Below are 13,897 nucleotides of genomic sequence, written 5' to 3' on the forward strand. Positions count from 1 at the left end.
CCGCGGCTGATCCGAATTGTGGACAACCGCGGCCGATCCGGGTGTGGGACGACCGCGGCTGATCCGGGTTGTGGAGAACCACGGCTGACCGGGGTGTGGGACAACCGCAGCTGGTCCGGGTGTGGACAACAGCGGCTGACCGGGGTGTGGGAACACCCCGGCCGACCCGGTTGTGGACAACCGCGGCCGATCCGTGTTCCGGGCGCCGGATCGTCGGTGCCAGGCGGTAGCGTGAGAACCGGGGGGCGCCCCCGCGGGCCAGCGGCCGAGTGGCTTTCCGGCGCCCGGAATTGTCGGTGCCGTCCGGTAGCGTGGAAACCGGGGGGCGCCCCCGCGAGCCGCGGGATCAGACGGTGAGCACGACCTTCCCCCGCAGATTCCCCCGCTCGAGCCGCCGATGGGCGTCGGCGACCTGCGAAAACGGGAACGTCTCCGCCACGTGCACCCGCAGCTTCCCGGCTTCGACCAGGGAGACCAGTCCCCGCAGCGCAACCGGGTCCGGCTCGACCGCGATGCCGCTGAACCGCAGCCCGGCCGCCTCGGCCTTCGCGATGAGCTCCGTGTCCTCGTCGGCGACCGCCGTCACGAGGTGACCGCCCGGCCGGAGCACCTCGAGCGAGCGCCAAGCGGTCTCGCCCCCGAGCGTGTCGAGCACCAGATCGACGTCGTCGACCGCGGAGTCGTGGTCGACGACCTCGTCCGCGCCCAGCTCCGAAACGAACTCGCGCTTGTCCCCGCGCGCAGTGGTGATCACGTACGCCCCCAGCGACTTCGCGAGCTGGATCGCCACGTGGCCGACGCCGCCGCCACCGCCGTGGATCAGCACGCGGTCGCCCTCGGTCACGCCGCCGAGGTCGACGAGTCCCTGCCATGCCGTCAGCCCGACGATCGGCAACGCCGCCGCCTCGACGTGGGAAAGGGCCGCCGGCTTGGGCACCAGGTGCAACGCCGGTGCGGCGACGAACTCGGCGTACCCGCCGGCCGCCCGGGGGAACAGCGGCATCCCGAACACCTCGTCGCCGGGGCGGAAGCGCCAGGTCTGCGCCGCTTCGACCACGCCGCTGATGTCCCAGCCCAGCACGAACGGCGGCCGGCCCAGCAACGGGAATTCGCTGGCGCGCAGGCGCGGCTCGAGGGGATTGAGGCCGATCGCCGAGACCCGGACGAGGACTTCGGTGGGCCGGGGCGCAGGGGTGGGGGCGTCCACGATGGTGAGGACCTCGGGACCGCCGTACGTGTGCTGGGTGATCGTTCGCATGCCTCCACGATGATCGGCACCGCGCGGGCGTACCACCGGTGTCCCGCCGGGTTTTTCCGAAAACCCGCCTATGCTGGGACCGTGACCTGCGAGCCACTGGCCCACGGCGAGGACGTCGCCCCGCACTCCCACGACTTCGGCCAGCTCCGGTACGCCGCCACCGGCGCACTGGTCACCACGACCGCGGCCGGCACCTGGGTGGCCCCGGCGAACCGCATCACCTGGGTGCCGCCGTTCCACGTCCACCGCAGCCGCGCGCACGGCGCGACCGTCGTCCGCCTGCTCAGCGTTCCGGCGGCGCAGGCCGGGCGCCTGCCGGCCCGGCCCACGGTGTTCGCGGCCAGCCCGCTGCTGCGCGAGGCCTGCCTGGCGATGCACACCGAGCCGGACGGCAGCCCGCGCGCCCGGCTGCTGCTCGAGGTCGTCCTCACCGAGCTCGCCCGCGCCGAGCAGGAACCACTGCGCCTCCCGGAACCTGCCGACCCGCGCCTCAAGGCCGTCACCGACCTGCTGCACGCCGATCCGGCGAGCCCGGCGACGCTGGCCGAGCTGGGCCGCCGGACCGGCTCGAGCGACCGCACCCTCAGCCGGCTGTTCGGCGGCGAGCTGTCGATGTCCTTCCACCAGTGGCGCACGCTGCTGCGCGTGCAGCGGTCCCTGCTCGAACTCTGCGACGGCGCTTCGGTCACCGCCACGGCGACCCGGCTGGGCTGGGCGAACCCGGGCAGCTTCATCGACGCCTTCACCGAGCTCGTCGGCCAGACGCCGGGCCGGTACCGCGCGAACGCGCGCCGCGGTTAGCGGCGGCCCAGGCCGCGGATGAGGACCATCACCGCGTCCCGCACCTCGGCCCGGGTCCGCTGCGGCCCGAACACCTGCCAGTCCAGCGCCACCACCAGCATCGTGCCGAACAGCCCGGCCGCCGCCGTCGGGATCTGCACGCCCTCCGGCAGCCGCCCCGCCGCCTCCAGGCGCGACAGCTGCTCCTTCACGATCGAGATGATCTCCTCGCGCAGCAGCGACAGCGTTCCGTGCCACTGGCCCGGCGTCCGCCACAGCTCGCTCACCAGGATCTGCGAGAACCCCGGGTACTGCGCGATGAACTCCAGCGTCGTGTCCACCTGGGCCTCGATCACGTCCAGCGGATCACCGGAAGACACCGCGGCCCGCAGCCGGCCGGCCAGCATGTCGACGCCGTAGCGCAGCAAGGCGTCGACCAGGCCGTCCTTCGACCCGAAGTTGTAGTACACCGTGCCTTTCGCGACACCGGCCGCCGCCGCGATGTCGTCGACCGTCAGGCCCACCAGGCCCCGGCTCTTCGAGAGCTCCAACGTCGCCTCGAAGAGCTTCTGCTTCGTCCCGCCGCTCACAGGCTCAGCTCGGGCTTGAGCGCGGACACCGTCCAAACGCGACGCTTGCGGGCGGCCAAAGTGGACACCAGGAGCCCGCCTGCCAGGTAGGCCAGCAGCACCCCGATGTCACCGAGCAGCCGTCCCGTCGAGGCGCCGCTGTAGAACAGGTGGCGGAAGCCGTCGATCGCGTACCCCATCGGCAGCGCCACGTGCAGCGGGTACAGCGCGTCCGGGATCGTCTGCCACGGGAACGTGCCGCCCGCGCTCACCAGCTGCAGCACCAGCAGCACCAGGCCGAGGAACTTGCCGACCGCGCCGAAGAAGGCGTTGAGCGCGTGCACCACCGACGTGAACGTCAGCGACACCAGCACCGCGAACCCGATCGCCTCCAGCGGGTGCGCGATGTGGATGCCGACCAGCCACGTCACCGCGCCGAACAGGACGACCACCTGCGCGGCGCCCAGCAGTGCCGAGGACAGCCAGCCGCCGACCGCGACCCGGAACGGCGACGCGCCCGCGGTCAGCGCGCGCGTCGAGAGCGGGCGCAGGATCAGGAACAGCACGAACGCGCCGATCCAGGTGGCCAGCGAGATGAAGAACGGCGCGAGGCCGGCGCCGTACGTGCCCGCCGACGCCTCGCCGTTGGCGTTCACCGCCACCGGGTCCGCGATCGTGGTGGCCGTCGCCGAGCGGGTCGGGTCGTCGGGGTTCGGGATCTGCTTGAGCCCGGCCGCGAGCCCGTCGCGCAGCTTCACCGCGCCGTCCGCGAGCTGGTTGGTGCCGTTGACGGCGGTCTTCTCGCCGTCGCTGAGCTGGGACGCCCCGTCGCGCAGCTGGTTCGCGCCGTCGGACGCCTGCGCGATGCCGCTCGCCAGCTGCGGGGACGCCGCGGCCAGCTTGGCCGCGCCGTCGGACACCTGACGGGCGCCGTCGGCCAGCTTCGCGAGGTCGCTGTTGGCCTGCTGGATCTTGCCGTTGGCCTGGTCGACGGGGGAGCGCAGCTGGTCGGCCTTCGCCAGGATCGTCTGCACCTGCGCGTCGGGGACACCCGCGGCGCGCAGGTCGGTCTGCAACTGGCTGCGGTAGGAGTCGAGCTTGCCCTGGATGTCGGACGACGCCGTCGCGGCGATCGAAGCGGCGTCGGCGACCTTCTGGTCACCGGCGGCCACCTGCGAAGCGCCGTTGGCGAGCTGCTGCGTCTGCGACGGCAGGGACGCGGTGGCGCTCTTGAGCGTGCCGAGGCCGGTCGCCAGCGTCGAGGAGCCGTCCGCGAGCTTCGCCGCGCCGTCGGCCAGCTTCTGCTGGCCCGTCTTGAGCTGCCCGGCGCCGTCGGCGAGCTGCGCGGCGCCGGTGGCGGCCTCCTGGATCTTGCCGTAGATCGTGGAGAAACCGACCAGGAACCGGTCCGCGGCCTCGCTGCCGACCTTCTCCGCGATCGTCTTGCGCACCTGCTCGGCGACCTGCTTGGCGATCGTGCCGGAGAGGTAGTTGTTGGCGTCGTTGGTGGTCAGCGTGATCGTCGCCTGCTGCGGCTGGAAGTTGCCGACCGACAGCAGCGCGGCGGAGAAGCCGCTCGGGATGCCGATGGCGAACGAGTACTTGTCGTCGCGGACGCCGTCGCGGGCCTCCTGCTCGGACACCTCGTGCCACTGGAAGGTGCCGGACTTGACCAGCTCGTCGGTCACTTCGCGGCCGACGTTGCGCTCCTGGCCGCTCGAGTCCTTGGCCCCGGTGTCGCTGGTGAAGACCGCGGCGGGCAGCTTGTCGAGCCGGCCGTACGGGTCGTAGTTCGCGTAGAGGTAGAAGGACGCGTAGAGCAGCGGCACCAGCACGAGCGCGACCAGCGCGAGCTTCGGCAGGGTGCCGGCGGAGAGGCGGCGCAGTTCGTTGCGCGCGATCCGGAAGGCGTTCATTCGGGGACTCCGTCAGTGCTCTCGGTGAGCTCTTCGGTGGGTTCGGGGGCAGTCTTGGAAGAGGCACAGTGCTGCGGCGCGGGCTGCTCGGTCGCGCCGAGGACCGCGGGGACGACCGGCAGCGCGGACAGCGGGGTGGTCGCGGCCAGCACGACGACAGCAAGGCCGCGCTCGGCCAGCTCGCGCGCGAGCGCCGCCCAGCTGCCGACATCGCTGGTGTGCCGGTCGGGCGTGTCGAGCACGAGCACGCGAACGCCCTTGCGCTCGGCGGCCAGCTCGGTGAGCAGCCGCGTGCGCAGCGCGGGGGCGAGGTTCTCGAAGCGTGTGCCGGCGAACGGCGCGGCGTCGTGGCCGGCGAGCCAGCGGGCCACGTCCTCCTTGCCCGCCGGGCGGTGGGCCAGCGCCAGCTCTTCGCCGGCGACCACGCGCAGGGGCAGCGCGTGGTCCGGTTCGCTGACGCCGGGGGCGTCGACGACGGCGACGAGCTCGGTCAGGGGCGCGTCGACGCCCTCGGCGTGCACCGTGCCGGTGCTCGGCTTCAGCCGTCCGGCCAGCGCGAGGCCGAACGCCGTGACGCCGACGCCGGGTTCGCCGTGCACGATCGCCAGGTCGCCCTCGCCGACGGTCAGTGAGGTGGGTGGCAACAAGGTGCCGTGGTGCCCCTCGAGGGACACCCGATCGGCTCGGACCTGCACGGTTTCTCCCGCTTCGCGAACTTTTGAACTGACCGGTCAGTTCAAAAGTTAGTCCTGGCGGGTGGTGGCGGCAAGATCACCGGACGCACGTCACACTGGTGAGTGACTCACCGGGGGCGCCGCCTCACCGCAGCGCCGTCGCCGGGCGCACCTCCCACGTCGTCCATAGCGGACGGTAACCCTGCCGGTGCCAGAACACCGAGGACAGCGGGTTGGTCGGGTTGTAGTACAGGTACGTGTGGATCGCGCCGCCGCGGTGCAGCTCCCGGTGCACGTGGGCCATCAGCGCCCGGCCGAACCCGCCGCCGCGCTCACCGGGCGCGGTCACGACGTTGTTCACGTACCCCCAGCGCCCCGGCGGGAGCAGCTCGCCCGCCTCGCTGCCCGGGACCGCGTCGAGCCACGCGCACTGGGCGAACGCGCGCAGCTCCCCGTCCGCCTCGGCCAGCCAGACGGCCGGTTCGTCCGCGGCGAGGGCGTCGCGCAGGGAGGGCGCCAGCAGCTCGGCGGTGTTGTCGCGGCGCGGCGAGGCGACGAGCCCGGTGTAGTCGAACGTCGCCGTCGCCAGCTCGAGCGCCGCGTCGAAGTCGCCGGGCCCGGCCCGCCGGACGGTGGTCCCCGCCTCAGCCTCGGGCGGGGGAGCGGTGCGCACGCCGACCGCCGACAGCGGCACGAGACCGTGGTCGAGGAAGGCGCGGATCGCCTCGGCGTCCCGGCTGGGCCAGACGACCACGCACGCCGAGTCGTCGCCGACCGCTTCCGAGGACAACCGGGCCTTCAGCGCGCGCAGCAGGAGGTCTGCGCCTTCGGTGCCGGTGTCGCCGAAGTACGGGAAGAGCTGCCACGTGTCGGCGGCCGACCACAGCATCGGGACGTCGCCGGGCGCGAGCCGCTGCCGCTGCAGCACCCCGGTGACCTGCGTGCCGTCCGCGGTGGCCGCGTCCAGGCGCTCGCCGTCGGCCGGTGGTGCGGCGGGCGGCAGCAGCGCGTCGACGGCGGCGAAGCGCGCCCGGTGCGCGGCGAGCAGCGGTTCGGCGATTTCCACGGTTCCCCCCGAGGTGTGTGCGATCAGGACCAGGCCGGGCGCCGGAGCCACATGGTCCACAGTGGACGATACCCCTGCCGGTGCCAGAAGACCGGCGAAAGCGGGTTCGCCGGATGGTAGAAGAGGAACGTCCCGCGCACGTCGTGGCCGAGCAGTTCCCGGTGCGCCACCGTCATCAGCGCCCGGCCGACCCCGCCGCCGCGGGCCGCGGGCGCCACCGACAGCGTGTCGACGTACCCCCAGCGCCCCGGCAGCAGCCGCCCGTGGACGGAGTTGCCCGGCGCCGCCGAGGCCAGCGCGCAGGAGGCCATCCCGGCCGGCACGCCGCCCTCCTCCTCCGCGAGCCAGACCAGCCCGCTGAAGCGCAGCGCGCGGACGACCTCCGCGCGCAGCAGCTCCCGCGCTCCCGGCCGCGGCACCGCGGTGCCGACCAGCGAGGTGTAGCGCCACTCGGCGAGCCGCAGGTCGGTCAGGGCGTCGACGTCGCCCTCCCCGGCACGGCGGACGGTCACCGATGCCGGCCCGGGGGCGGCGGGTGCGTCGGGGCCGCGCACGGCCAGGCACGTCATCGGCGCGAACCCGTGCGCCAGCAGCACCGCGGACGCCTCGGCGTCGCGGCTCGGCCAGGTCAGCGTGCAGGCCGAGTCCGGGCCGGCCGGCGTCCCGCGCAGCCGGTCGCGCCACGCGCCCAAGAGCGCCGCGAGGCCCGCCGCGCCGCTGTCGCCCGGCACCGCGGTGAGTTCCCGGATGTCCGACGGACCCCAGAGCGAGGGCCACGTCCCCGGCGTGTGCACGGCGCTCGTCAGCAGGCCGCCCGCCTTGCGCCCGCCGACGGTCACCACCAGCGGCTCGTTCGAGGGCGACGGCGGCGCCGCGATCGGCGGGAGCAGCGGGTCGAGCGCGGCGAACCGCGCGTTCTGCTGCTCCTCGAGGGTGGTCACGAGCGGTGCGTGCGGAAGATCGCGGTGCCCGGGAAGAGCTTGCCGCGCAGCGGGCTCCACTGGCCCCACACCCGCGTGTGCCCCGCCGGCCACTCGGGCTCGACCAGGTCGGTCAGGGTGAACCCGGCCGCGGCCAGCGCGCGCACGTAGTCGCCGAGGGTGTGGTGGTACTCGACGTAAGTGGCGGTGCCCTCGTCGTCGACCTCGACGTACGGCGTGCGGTCGAAGTACGGCTGGGTGACGGTGAGCCCCTGCGGGCCCGGGTCGTCGGGGAAGATCCACCGCATCGGGTGCGTCACCGAGAACACCCAGGGCGCGCCCGGCCGCAGCACCCGGTGCACCTCGGCGAAGACCGCGTCCACCGACGCCACGAACGGGATCGCCCCGAAGGCCGAGCAGGCCGCGTCGAAGCTGCCCGACGCCAGCGGCAGGTGCTCGGCGTTGGCCTGCACGAGCGGGACGTCCAGGCCGGTGCGCGCGTTGCCGTCGCGGGCGTGGCGCAGCATGCCGGCGGACAGGTCGGTCGCCACCGCGTCGGCGCCCTCGGCCGCCAGCCAGCGCGCGCAGGCGGCCTGCCCGCAGCCGACCTCCAGCACGCGTTTGCCCCGGACGTCGCCGAGCAGCCGCGCCTCGGCCTCCCGGACGCCCTCCGGGCACCAGACGAAGTCGGCGTCGCCGAGGAACCCGCCGTGCTCGGCCTGGTAGTCGTCGGCGTCGGCGTCCCACCAGGCGAGGTTGGCCGCCGCGGCTTCGGCCCCGCCGACCGCGCGGTAGGCGACCGCCGCGGTGCCCAGCCGGTGCTCGGCGGCGTCGTGGCGCCCCGGCGCGGGCGCCTGCTCCGGTGGCATGATGGTGTCTCCGGTCCCGGTGGCCTGCCCGGCGTTCATATTGCCTGCTCCACCTGCGTCCTCGTGCGTGCGGTTTGCTTCCGCGAGGACCTTAGCGAGCCAGGGGGACCCTGATTGTGCCGCCTAGCGACTGCCGCGTAGGATAAGTGTTAGCGCAGTGGGTTCGCGCTGCCTTCCGCTCAGCTTCTGGTTGGGACTCGGGTCGCGCACCGTATGCGGGGTCATGCCGCGGTCGTTCACTGGTGGACGTTTGCTTGCAGGGTCGTCGCATGCCGCCCATCGCGCCGACAACTGCCAACCCTCGATTCCCATCCACCGGAGCAACCCGCCTAATGACCACCGACACCGCCACCGCCCCGACCGCCCCCACCGGGCCCCAGCAGGTCGCCATCAACGACATCGGGTCGGAGGAAGACTTCCTCGCGGCGATCGACAAGACGATCAAGTACTTCAACGATGGCGACATCGTCGAGGGCACCATCGTCAAGGTCGACCGCGACGAGGTCCTGCTCGACATCGGCTACAAGACCGAGGGTGTCATCCCCTCGCGTGAGCTCTCCATCAAGCACGATGTCGACCCGGCTGAGGTTGTCACCGTCGGCGATGAGGTCGAAGCCCTGGTTCTCCAGAAGGAGGACAAGGAAGGCCGTCTGATCCTGTCCAAGAAGCGCGCGCAGTACGAGCGCGCCTGGGGCACGATCGAGGAGCTCAAGGAGAAGGACGAGCCCGTCAAGGGCACCGTCATCGAGGTCGTCAAGGGCGGCCTCATCCTGGACATCGGCCTGCGCGGCTTCCTCCCCGCGTCCCTGGTCGAGATGCGTCGCGTGCGCGACCTGCAGCCGTACGTCGGCCGCGAGCTCGAGGCGAAGATCATCGAGCTGGACAAGAACCGCAACAACGTGGTCCTGTCCCGCCGCGCCTACCTCGAGCAGACCCAGTCCGAGGTGCGCAGCGAGTTCCTCAACGCGCTCGCCAAGGGCCAGGTCCGCAAGGGCGTCGTGTCGTCCATCGTCAACTTCGGTGCCTTCGTGGACCTGGGTGGCGTCGACGGCCTGGTGCACGTCTCCGAGCTGTCCTGGAAGCACATCGACCACCCGTCCGAGGTCGTCGAGGTCGGCCAGGAGGTCACGGTCGAGGTCCTGGACGTCGACATGGACCGCGAGCGCGTCTCGCTGTCGCTGAAGGCGACCCAGGAAGACCCGTGGCGCCAGTTCGCCCGCACCCACGCGATCGGCCAGATCGTGCCGGGCAAGGTCACCAAGCTGGTTCCGTTCGGTGCGTTCGTCCGCGTCGAAGAGGGCATCGAGGGCCTGGTCCACATCTCGGAGCTGGCCGAGCGCCACGTCGAGATCCCGGAGCAGGTCGTCCAGGTCAACGGCGACGTCATGGTCAAGGTCATCGACATCGACCTCGAGCGCCGTCGCATCTCGCTGTCGCTGAAGCAGGCGAACGAGGGTGTCACGCCGGACACCGAGTTCGACCCGACCCAGTACGGCATGGCCGCCGAGTACGACGCCGAGGGCAACTACATCTACCCCGAAGGCTTCGACCCGGACACCCAGGAGTGGCAGGAAGGCTTCGACAAGCAGCGTGAGGAGTGGGAGCGCCAGTACGCCGAGGCGCACACTCGTTACGAGGCCCACATGAAGCAGGTCCAGAAGGCCGTCGAGGCGGACGCCGAAGCGGCGGCCGACGCGGCGACCGGCATCGAGGGTGGCGCGGAAAGCTACACCTCGGGCTCGGCCCCGGCCGACTCCAAGAGCAGCGGTGGCACGCTGGCCTCCGACGAGCAGCTCGCGGCGCTCCGCGAGAAGCTTTCCGGTGGTGCGTGAGCACTGGCTCGCTGAGCTGAACGAAGCACCCCCGGTCCTCTGTGGACCGGGGGTGCTTCGCGTTCCGGGTCAGTGGTTGCGCAAACCCAGGCCGGTCATCATCGCGGTGACGCCTTCGCGGTACATCTGCTCGTGCGCCTCTTCGGTCGGCGGGATGAACCAGTCCGGCAACGGCCGCCGCGAGGCCATCAGCAGTTCCGCGCCGACGAGGCCGTGGATGGCCGTCCACAGCCGGTAGGCCGCCGAGCGGGCGTCCGCACCCGGCGGGCACACCCGCTGGACCCGGCCGATGAACAGGGAGAACGTCGTCCGCAGCACCGCCGACCGCAGGGCCGGGTCCGGGTCGAACCCGGGCACCGGCCGCTCGAACATCAGCGCGTACCGGGTCGGGCTCTCGCGGGCGAAGCGCCGGTACTCCAGCGCGAGGTGCAGCAGATCCGCGACGCCGTCCTCGCTCGAGGGCGGCAGGCCTTCCAGCAGTTCCCGCAGGGAGTCGAAGGTGCGCTCGTACAGGGCGTCGAGCAGGCCGGTGCGGCCGCCGAAGCGGGCGTAGACCGAGAGGGTGGACGCGCCGGCCGCTTCGGCCACCCCGCGGACGGTCAGGCCGGGGACCCCGCGGTCCACGAGCACCGACAGCGCCGCGTCGAGGTAGCGCTCGCGGCCGCCCTGGTCGGCCGGGCGCATCGGCAAGTGCCTGGTAGCCACGGCGCACCCCCTTTGCGGCTGCCGGGCGCGGGACGGCGTCCGGGTGACCCACTCGCAGCAGAAGATACGATATCCGCCGCGTCTTGGGAATGCGCCGGATGTCCGGATCGGCCGCCTCCCGCAACCCGAGAGGAATCCAGGCCGATGGATCACCCCGAACCCGGCACCGTCGTCGTCACGGCGAGCGGCGACGGCACGTATACACAGCAGGTCGAGACGGCGACCCACACGCTGCTCGTCGACGAGCCGGCCGAGGTCGGAGGCGCCGACGCCGGCCCGAACCCGTACGAGCTGCTGCTCGCGTCACTGGGTTCGTGCACGGCGATCACGCTGCGGATGTACGCCGACCGCAAGGGCATCCCGCTGACCCGGGCGACCATCCGGCTCCGGCACGACCGCATCCACGCCGAAGACTGCGCGCGGTGCGAAACCGAGCGCGGCCTGCTCAGCCGGATCAGCCGGGAGATCGAGCTCGAAGGCGACCTCGACGACGAGCAGCGCGCCAAGCTCATGCTGATCGCCGACAAGTGCCCGGTGCACCGCACGCTGTCGTCGGAGATCGTGATCGAGACGCGCGAAACCGTCCGTTAGGCGGCGCGGAAGGTCACCGCGGCCCGGCCGGCCGGCCGGACCGGGCTGACCGACGGCACCCAGATCCGTTCGAGCGCGGCCGCGCGGGCCTTGCGGCGGAGGCCGGCGAAGCTGTGCTTGGCCGGGATCAGCAGCGTGCTCAGCCAGGTCCGCCGGTAGTCGGCCAGCGCGTCGGCCACCGGGCGGTGGACAAGGCAGTGCACCAGCCCCGGCGTGCCGAGCCGGTGCCTTCCGGCGTGCTTGCTGTCCGCCATCGTTCCTCCGCGTGGGCGACACTGCTCGCGCGCACCGTACGCACTGGCGCGGTTCCAGGTGGGTAAGCAACGCGGCGTGTCCGGATATCGGTTGAGTCACTGTCCCGATCGTCTTGCGGATCACCCGCTCTTCAGGCACGGCGACGTGGTGTACGGCATCCACACGCTCTGGACGACGTACAGCCGCCGGAACGGCGTGTGCAGGCACGTGACCTGCACCCGGCGGACCCCGGACAGGCAGTGCGCCGGCGGCGCGGCGACGCTCGCCGCTGGTGTCGGCGGTGCGGCCGCGGCTTGGGGCGCGGCCACGGCGAGCCCGCCCACGCAGAGCGCGGCCGCGGCCGCGCTGCCGATCTTCGTCGTCCTCACGAGTCCCCCTCGATGACGCCCTCGCCGGGGATATCGACCGGACCAGCTCTCTGTTACGTCAATTTCCCACTTGTCACACAAATGGCGCAGATCTGACCGGACTGTCCACCCGGGGGCGCGACGGCCGCGTGACTAGGGTGATCGGCATGTTGCGTGTGGGGTTGACGGGTGGGATCGGGGCCGGGAAGTCGACCGTGGCGAACCGGCTCGCCGAACACGGCGCGGTGCTGGTGGACTCCGACCGGATCGCCCGTGAGGTGGTCGAGCCCGGCACCGACGGGCTCGCCCGGCTGGTGGCGGAGTTCGGCGCCGACATCCTGGCCGCCGACGGTTCGCTCGACCGGCCGGCACTCGCCGCGAAGGCGTTCGCCGACGACGAGTCGCGGCACCGGCTGAACGCGATCGTGCACCCGCTGGTGGGCGCGCGCACCGGGGAGCTGATGGCGGCCGCGAAGCCGGACGCGATCATCGTCCACGACATCCCGCTGCTGGTCGAGAACGGCCTCGCGACGGCCTACCACCTGGTGGTGGTCGTCGACGCGCCGGTCGAGGTGCGGGTGCGGCGGCTGGTGTCGGCGCGCGGGATGGCCGAGGAGGACGCGCGGGCGCGGATCCGGGCGCAGGCGAGCACCGAGCAGCGCCGGGCCGTCGCGGACGTCTGGCTGGACAACGGCGGTGCCGCGGACGCCGTGCTCGCCGAGGTCGACGCGCTGTGGGCGGACCGGCTGGTGCCGTTCGAAGCCAACGTCCGGCTGCGCCGCCCGCGGCCGCCGGTGTCGCCGAAGATCGCCGAGTACGACCTCACCTGGCCGGCCCAGGCCGAGCGGGTACTGGCCCGGGTCCGCGCCGCGGCGGGGGAGCTGGCCCGCCGCGCCGACCACATCGGGTCGACGGCCGTGCCCGGCCTGCCCGCCAAGGACGTCCTCGACCTGCAGCTCACGGTGTCCACTTTGGACGACGCGGACACGCTGGGCGGCCTGCTGGCCGACGCCGGCTTCCCCCGGCTGGAGGGCGACTGGGTCGACGACGCCCAGGACGGCGCCGGCAGCTGGCCCAAGCGCCTGCACGTCGGCGCCGACCCGAAACGCCCGGTGAACCTGCACGTCCGATCGGTGGAGACGCCGGCGTGGCGGCTAGCGCTGCTCTTCCGCGACTTCCTGCGCGCGAACCCGGAGGAGCGCGACGACTACCGCGACGTCAAGCTTCGGCTGGCCGAGGTGCACGCCGCCGACGGCACGGTCGAGGCGTACGCCGACGAGAAGCAGGAGTGGGTCAACGGCGTGTTCGCCCGCGCGGAGAAGTGGGCGGCGGCCACCGGCTGGACGCCTTAGGCACGCATGTCCCGCAGCTGCGGCCAGATTTCGGCCCAGCTGCCGCCCCGCCCGGTGAGCAGCCGGACCGGCATGCGCTCGCTCGCGTTGCGGAGGCCGAGCCGATTGCCGACCTGCCCGACGATCCTCGCGTCGCCGAAGTGCTTCGCGATCTTCGACGGGTCGTAGCCGACGAAGAGCACGTTGCGGGTGTCGTCGGCGGTCTTCCCGCGCCCTACGTGCGGGCCCGGCGCCGCCGGGTCAGGGGTGACGCCGCCAGGTCAGCGCGATGTCGAGGGTGGCCAGCCACGCGGCGAGGTCGTAGCCGTGCGCGGCCAGCCCTTCGACGGCGGTGTACGTGGCCTTCAGCGCGTACTCGGCTTCCTCGGCGGTGACCAGGCCCGCCTCGAGAGCTTCAAGGAGCTCGTCGGTGTCGATCACCCGGAGGGAGAGCTTGTCCTTGAGCACGATGTCGACGTAGAGGTCGGTGGCGACCCAGCGCGGGCCGTCGCGGTGGACGCGGACGACGTCGAGGTAGAAGTCCTGGTCGCGCTCGTGGCCGGGGGAGAACCAGAAGTCGGTGAAGCGCAGGCCGAGCCGGGGCACCAGCCACGACTCGAGGTAGTGGAACTGGGCGCGGCCCGGGGTGGGGCGGGCGAGGTACAGGCCGAACGGCTCCTCGCGGAACTCCTCGACCTCCCGCAGGATGCCCTTCGGGTCGATGTTCGCGCGCGCGGCGGGGTCGAAGACCTCGACCTTCGGGGGGTGCAGTGCGGCCATGCGG

General features: G+C 72.6%; 16 protein-coding genes. 4 read left to right on the plus strand and 12 right to left on the minus strand.

Annotation, left to right across the window (positions count from 1 at the left end; translation table 11 throughout):
* Positions 1-346 precede the first annotated feature (346 nt).
* The gene (locus ACWED2_RS17510) at positions 347-1,258 is read right to left on the minus strand and encodes an NADP-dependent oxidoreductase (protein ID WP_449691512.1); all 912 of its coding nucleotides are present in this window, start codon (positions 1,256-1,258) and stop codon (positions 347-349) included.
* An 81-nt stretch (positions 1,259-1,339) separates the two neighbouring features.
* Between ACWED2_RS17510 and ACWED2_RS17515 the strand changes: the two genes are divergently transcribed.
* Positions 1,340-2,059 (plus strand): AraC family transcriptional regulator, encoded by a 720-nt coding sequence (locus ACWED2_RS17515; RefSeq protein ID WP_449691513.1) that lies wholly within the window; start codon positions 1,340-1,342, stop codon positions 2,057-2,059.
* Here the strand turns inward: ACWED2_RS17515 and ACWED2_RS17520 are convergent.
* The 6 genes from ACWED2_RS17520 to ACWED2_RS17545 all read right to left on the minus strand — a co-directional run bounded on the left by ACWED2_RS17520 (position 2,056) and on the right by ACWED2_RS17545 (position 8,052).
* Positions 2,056-2,628 carry a TetR/AcrR family transcriptional regulator gene (locus ACWED2_RS17520; RefSeq protein WP_449691514.1) on the minus strand — a complete coding sequence of 191 codons (573 nt, stop codon included), beginning with the start codon at positions 2,626-2,628 and terminating at the stop codon, positions 2,056-2,058. The genes ACWED2_RS17515 and ACWED2_RS17520 overlap by 4 nt on opposite strands.
* Positions 2,625-4,523: a YhgE/Pip family protein gene (locus ACWED2_RS17525; RefSeq protein WP_449691515.1), complete on the minus strand. Its 1,899-nt coding sequence runs from the start codon at positions 4,521-4,523 to the stop codon at positions 2,625-2,627. Before ACWED2_RS17525 ends, ACWED2_RS17520 begins: the two co-directional genes overlap by 4 nt.
* A complete protein-coding gene (locus tag ACWED2_RS17530; RefSeq protein WP_449691516.1) occupies positions 4,520-5,218 on the minus strand; it encodes an ABC transporter ATP-binding protein in 699 nt (232 codons plus the stop codon). Before ACWED2_RS17530 ends, ACWED2_RS17525 begins: the two co-directional genes overlap by 4 nt.
* Positions 5,219-5,342: 124 nt before the next feature.
* Entirely contained in the window at positions 5,343-6,263 is a 921-nt protein-coding gene (locus tag ACWED2_RS17535; RefSeq protein WP_449691517.1) for a GNAT family N-acetyltransferase, read from the minus strand.
* A 23-nt stretch (positions 6,264-6,286) separates the two neighbouring features.
* On the minus strand, positions 6,287-7,204 hold the full coding sequence (locus ACWED2_RS17540; protein WP_449691518.1) for a GNAT family N-acetyltransferase: 918 nt from the start codon (positions 7,202-7,204) through the stop codon (positions 6,287-6,289).
* On the minus strand, positions 7,201-8,052 hold the full coding sequence (locus ACWED2_RS17545; protein WP_449691604.1) for a class I SAM-dependent methyltransferase: 852 nt from the start codon (positions 8,050-8,052) through the stop codon (positions 7,201-7,203). Before ACWED2_RS17545 ends, ACWED2_RS17540 begins: the two co-directional genes overlap by 4 nt.
* 332 nt (positions 8,053-8,384) lie before the next feature.
* On the opposite strand from ACWED2_RS17545, the gene rpsA reads away from it, so the two are divergent.
* A complete protein-coding gene (gene rpsA / locus ACWED2_RS17550) occupies positions 8,385-9,884 on the plus strand; it encodes a 30S ribosomal protein S1 (protein ID WP_003098851.1) in 1,500 nt (499 codons plus the stop codon).
* A 69-nt stretch (positions 9,885-9,953) separates the two neighbouring features.
* Here rpsA and ACWED2_RS17555 read toward each other — a convergent pair whose 3' ends face one another.
* Complete coding sequence (locus ACWED2_RS17555) at positions 9,954-10,568, minus strand: TetR/AcrR family transcriptional regulator (RefSeq protein ID WP_449691605.1); 615 nt, start codon at positions 10,566-10,568, stop codon at positions 9,954-9,956.
* A 165-nt stretch (positions 10,569-10,733) separates the two neighbouring features.
* Here ACWED2_RS17555 and ACWED2_RS17560 point away from each other — a divergent pair, with 165 nt between their 5' ends.
* Positions 10,734-11,180: an OsmC family protein gene (locus ACWED2_RS17560; protein ID WP_449691519.1), complete on the plus strand. Its 447-nt coding sequence runs from the start codon at positions 10,734-10,736 to the stop codon at positions 11,178-11,180.
* Here the strand turns inward: ACWED2_RS17560 and ACWED2_RS17565 are convergent.
* Positions 11,177-11,434, minus strand: coding sequence for a hypothetical protein (locus ACWED2_RS17565; RefSeq protein WP_449691520.1), 258 nt, complete (start codon positions 11,432-11,434; stop codon positions 11,177-11,179). The genes ACWED2_RS17560 and ACWED2_RS17565 overlap by 4 nt on opposite strands.
* A gap of 120 nt (positions 11,435-11,554) precedes the next feature.
* Entirely contained in the window at positions 11,555-11,803 is a 249-nt protein-coding gene (locus ACWED2_RS17570) for a hypothetical protein (RefSeq protein WP_449691521.1), read from the minus strand.
* 146 nt (positions 11,804-11,949) lie between these two features.
* Between ACWED2_RS17570 and coaE the strand changes: the two genes are divergently transcribed.
* Entirely contained in the window at positions 11,950-13,134 is a 1,185-nt protein-coding gene (coaE, locus tag ACWED2_RS17575) for a dephospho-CoA kinase (protein WP_449691522.1), read from the plus strand.
* On the opposite strand, the gene ACWED2_RS17580 is transcribed toward coaE, so the two are convergent.
* A complete protein-coding gene (locus tag ACWED2_RS17580) occupies positions 13,131-13,316 on the minus strand; it encodes a hypothetical protein (protein WP_449691523.1) in 186 nt (61 codons plus the stop codon). The two genes, coaE and ACWED2_RS17580, sit on opposite strands and share 4 nt — an antisense overlap.
* A 58-nt stretch (positions 13,317-13,374) precedes the next feature.
* A complete protein-coding gene (locus tag ACWED2_RS17585; protein WP_449691524.1) occupies positions 13,375-13,893 on the minus strand; it encodes a DUF402 domain-containing protein in 519 nt (172 codons plus the stop codon).
* Positions 13,894-13,897: the final 4 nt, after the last annotated feature.

It is taken from the genome of Amycolatopsis sp. NPDC005003 (assembly GCF_053600695.1).

Excerpts from the sequence above, each read along its gene's own strand:
- ACWED2_RS17525 (WP_449691515.1), bottom strand. The coding sequence starts at position 4,523 with ATGAACGCCTTCCGGATCGCGCGCAACGAACTGCGCCGCCTCTCCGCC.
- ACWED2_RS17510 (WP_449691512.1), bottom strand. The coding sequence starts at position 1,258 with ATGCGAACGATCACCCAGCACACGTACGGCGGTCCCGAGGTCCTCACC.
- ACWED2_RS17560 (WP_449691519.1), top strand. The coding sequence starts at position 10,734 with ATGGATCACCCCGAACCCGGCACCGTCGTCGTCACGGCGAGCGGCGAC.
- coaE (WP_449691522.1), top strand. The coding sequence starts at position 11,950 with ATGTTGCGTGTGGGGTTGACGGGTGGGATCGGGGCCGGGAAGTCGACC.
- ACWED2_RS17585 (WP_449691524.1), bottom strand. The coding sequence starts at position 13,893 with ATGGCCGCACTGCACCCCCCGAAGGTCGAGGTCTTCGACCCCGCCGCG.
- rpsA (WP_003098851.1), top strand. The coding sequence starts at position 8,385 with ATGACCACCGACACCGCCACCGCCCCGACCGCCCCCACCGGGCCCCAG.
- ACWED2_RS17555 (WP_449691605.1), bottom strand. The coding sequence starts at position 10,568 with ATGCGCCCGGCCGACCAGGGCGGCCGCGAGCGCTACCTCGACGCGGCG.
- ACWED2_RS17545 (WP_449691604.1), bottom strand. The coding sequence starts at position 8,052 with ATGCCACCGGAGCAGGCGCCCGCGCCGGGGCGCCACGACGCCGCCGAG.
- ACWED2_RS17565 (WP_449691520.1), bottom strand. The coding sequence starts at position 11,434 with ATGGCGGACAGCAAGCACGCCGGAAGGCACCGGCTCGGCACGCCGGGG.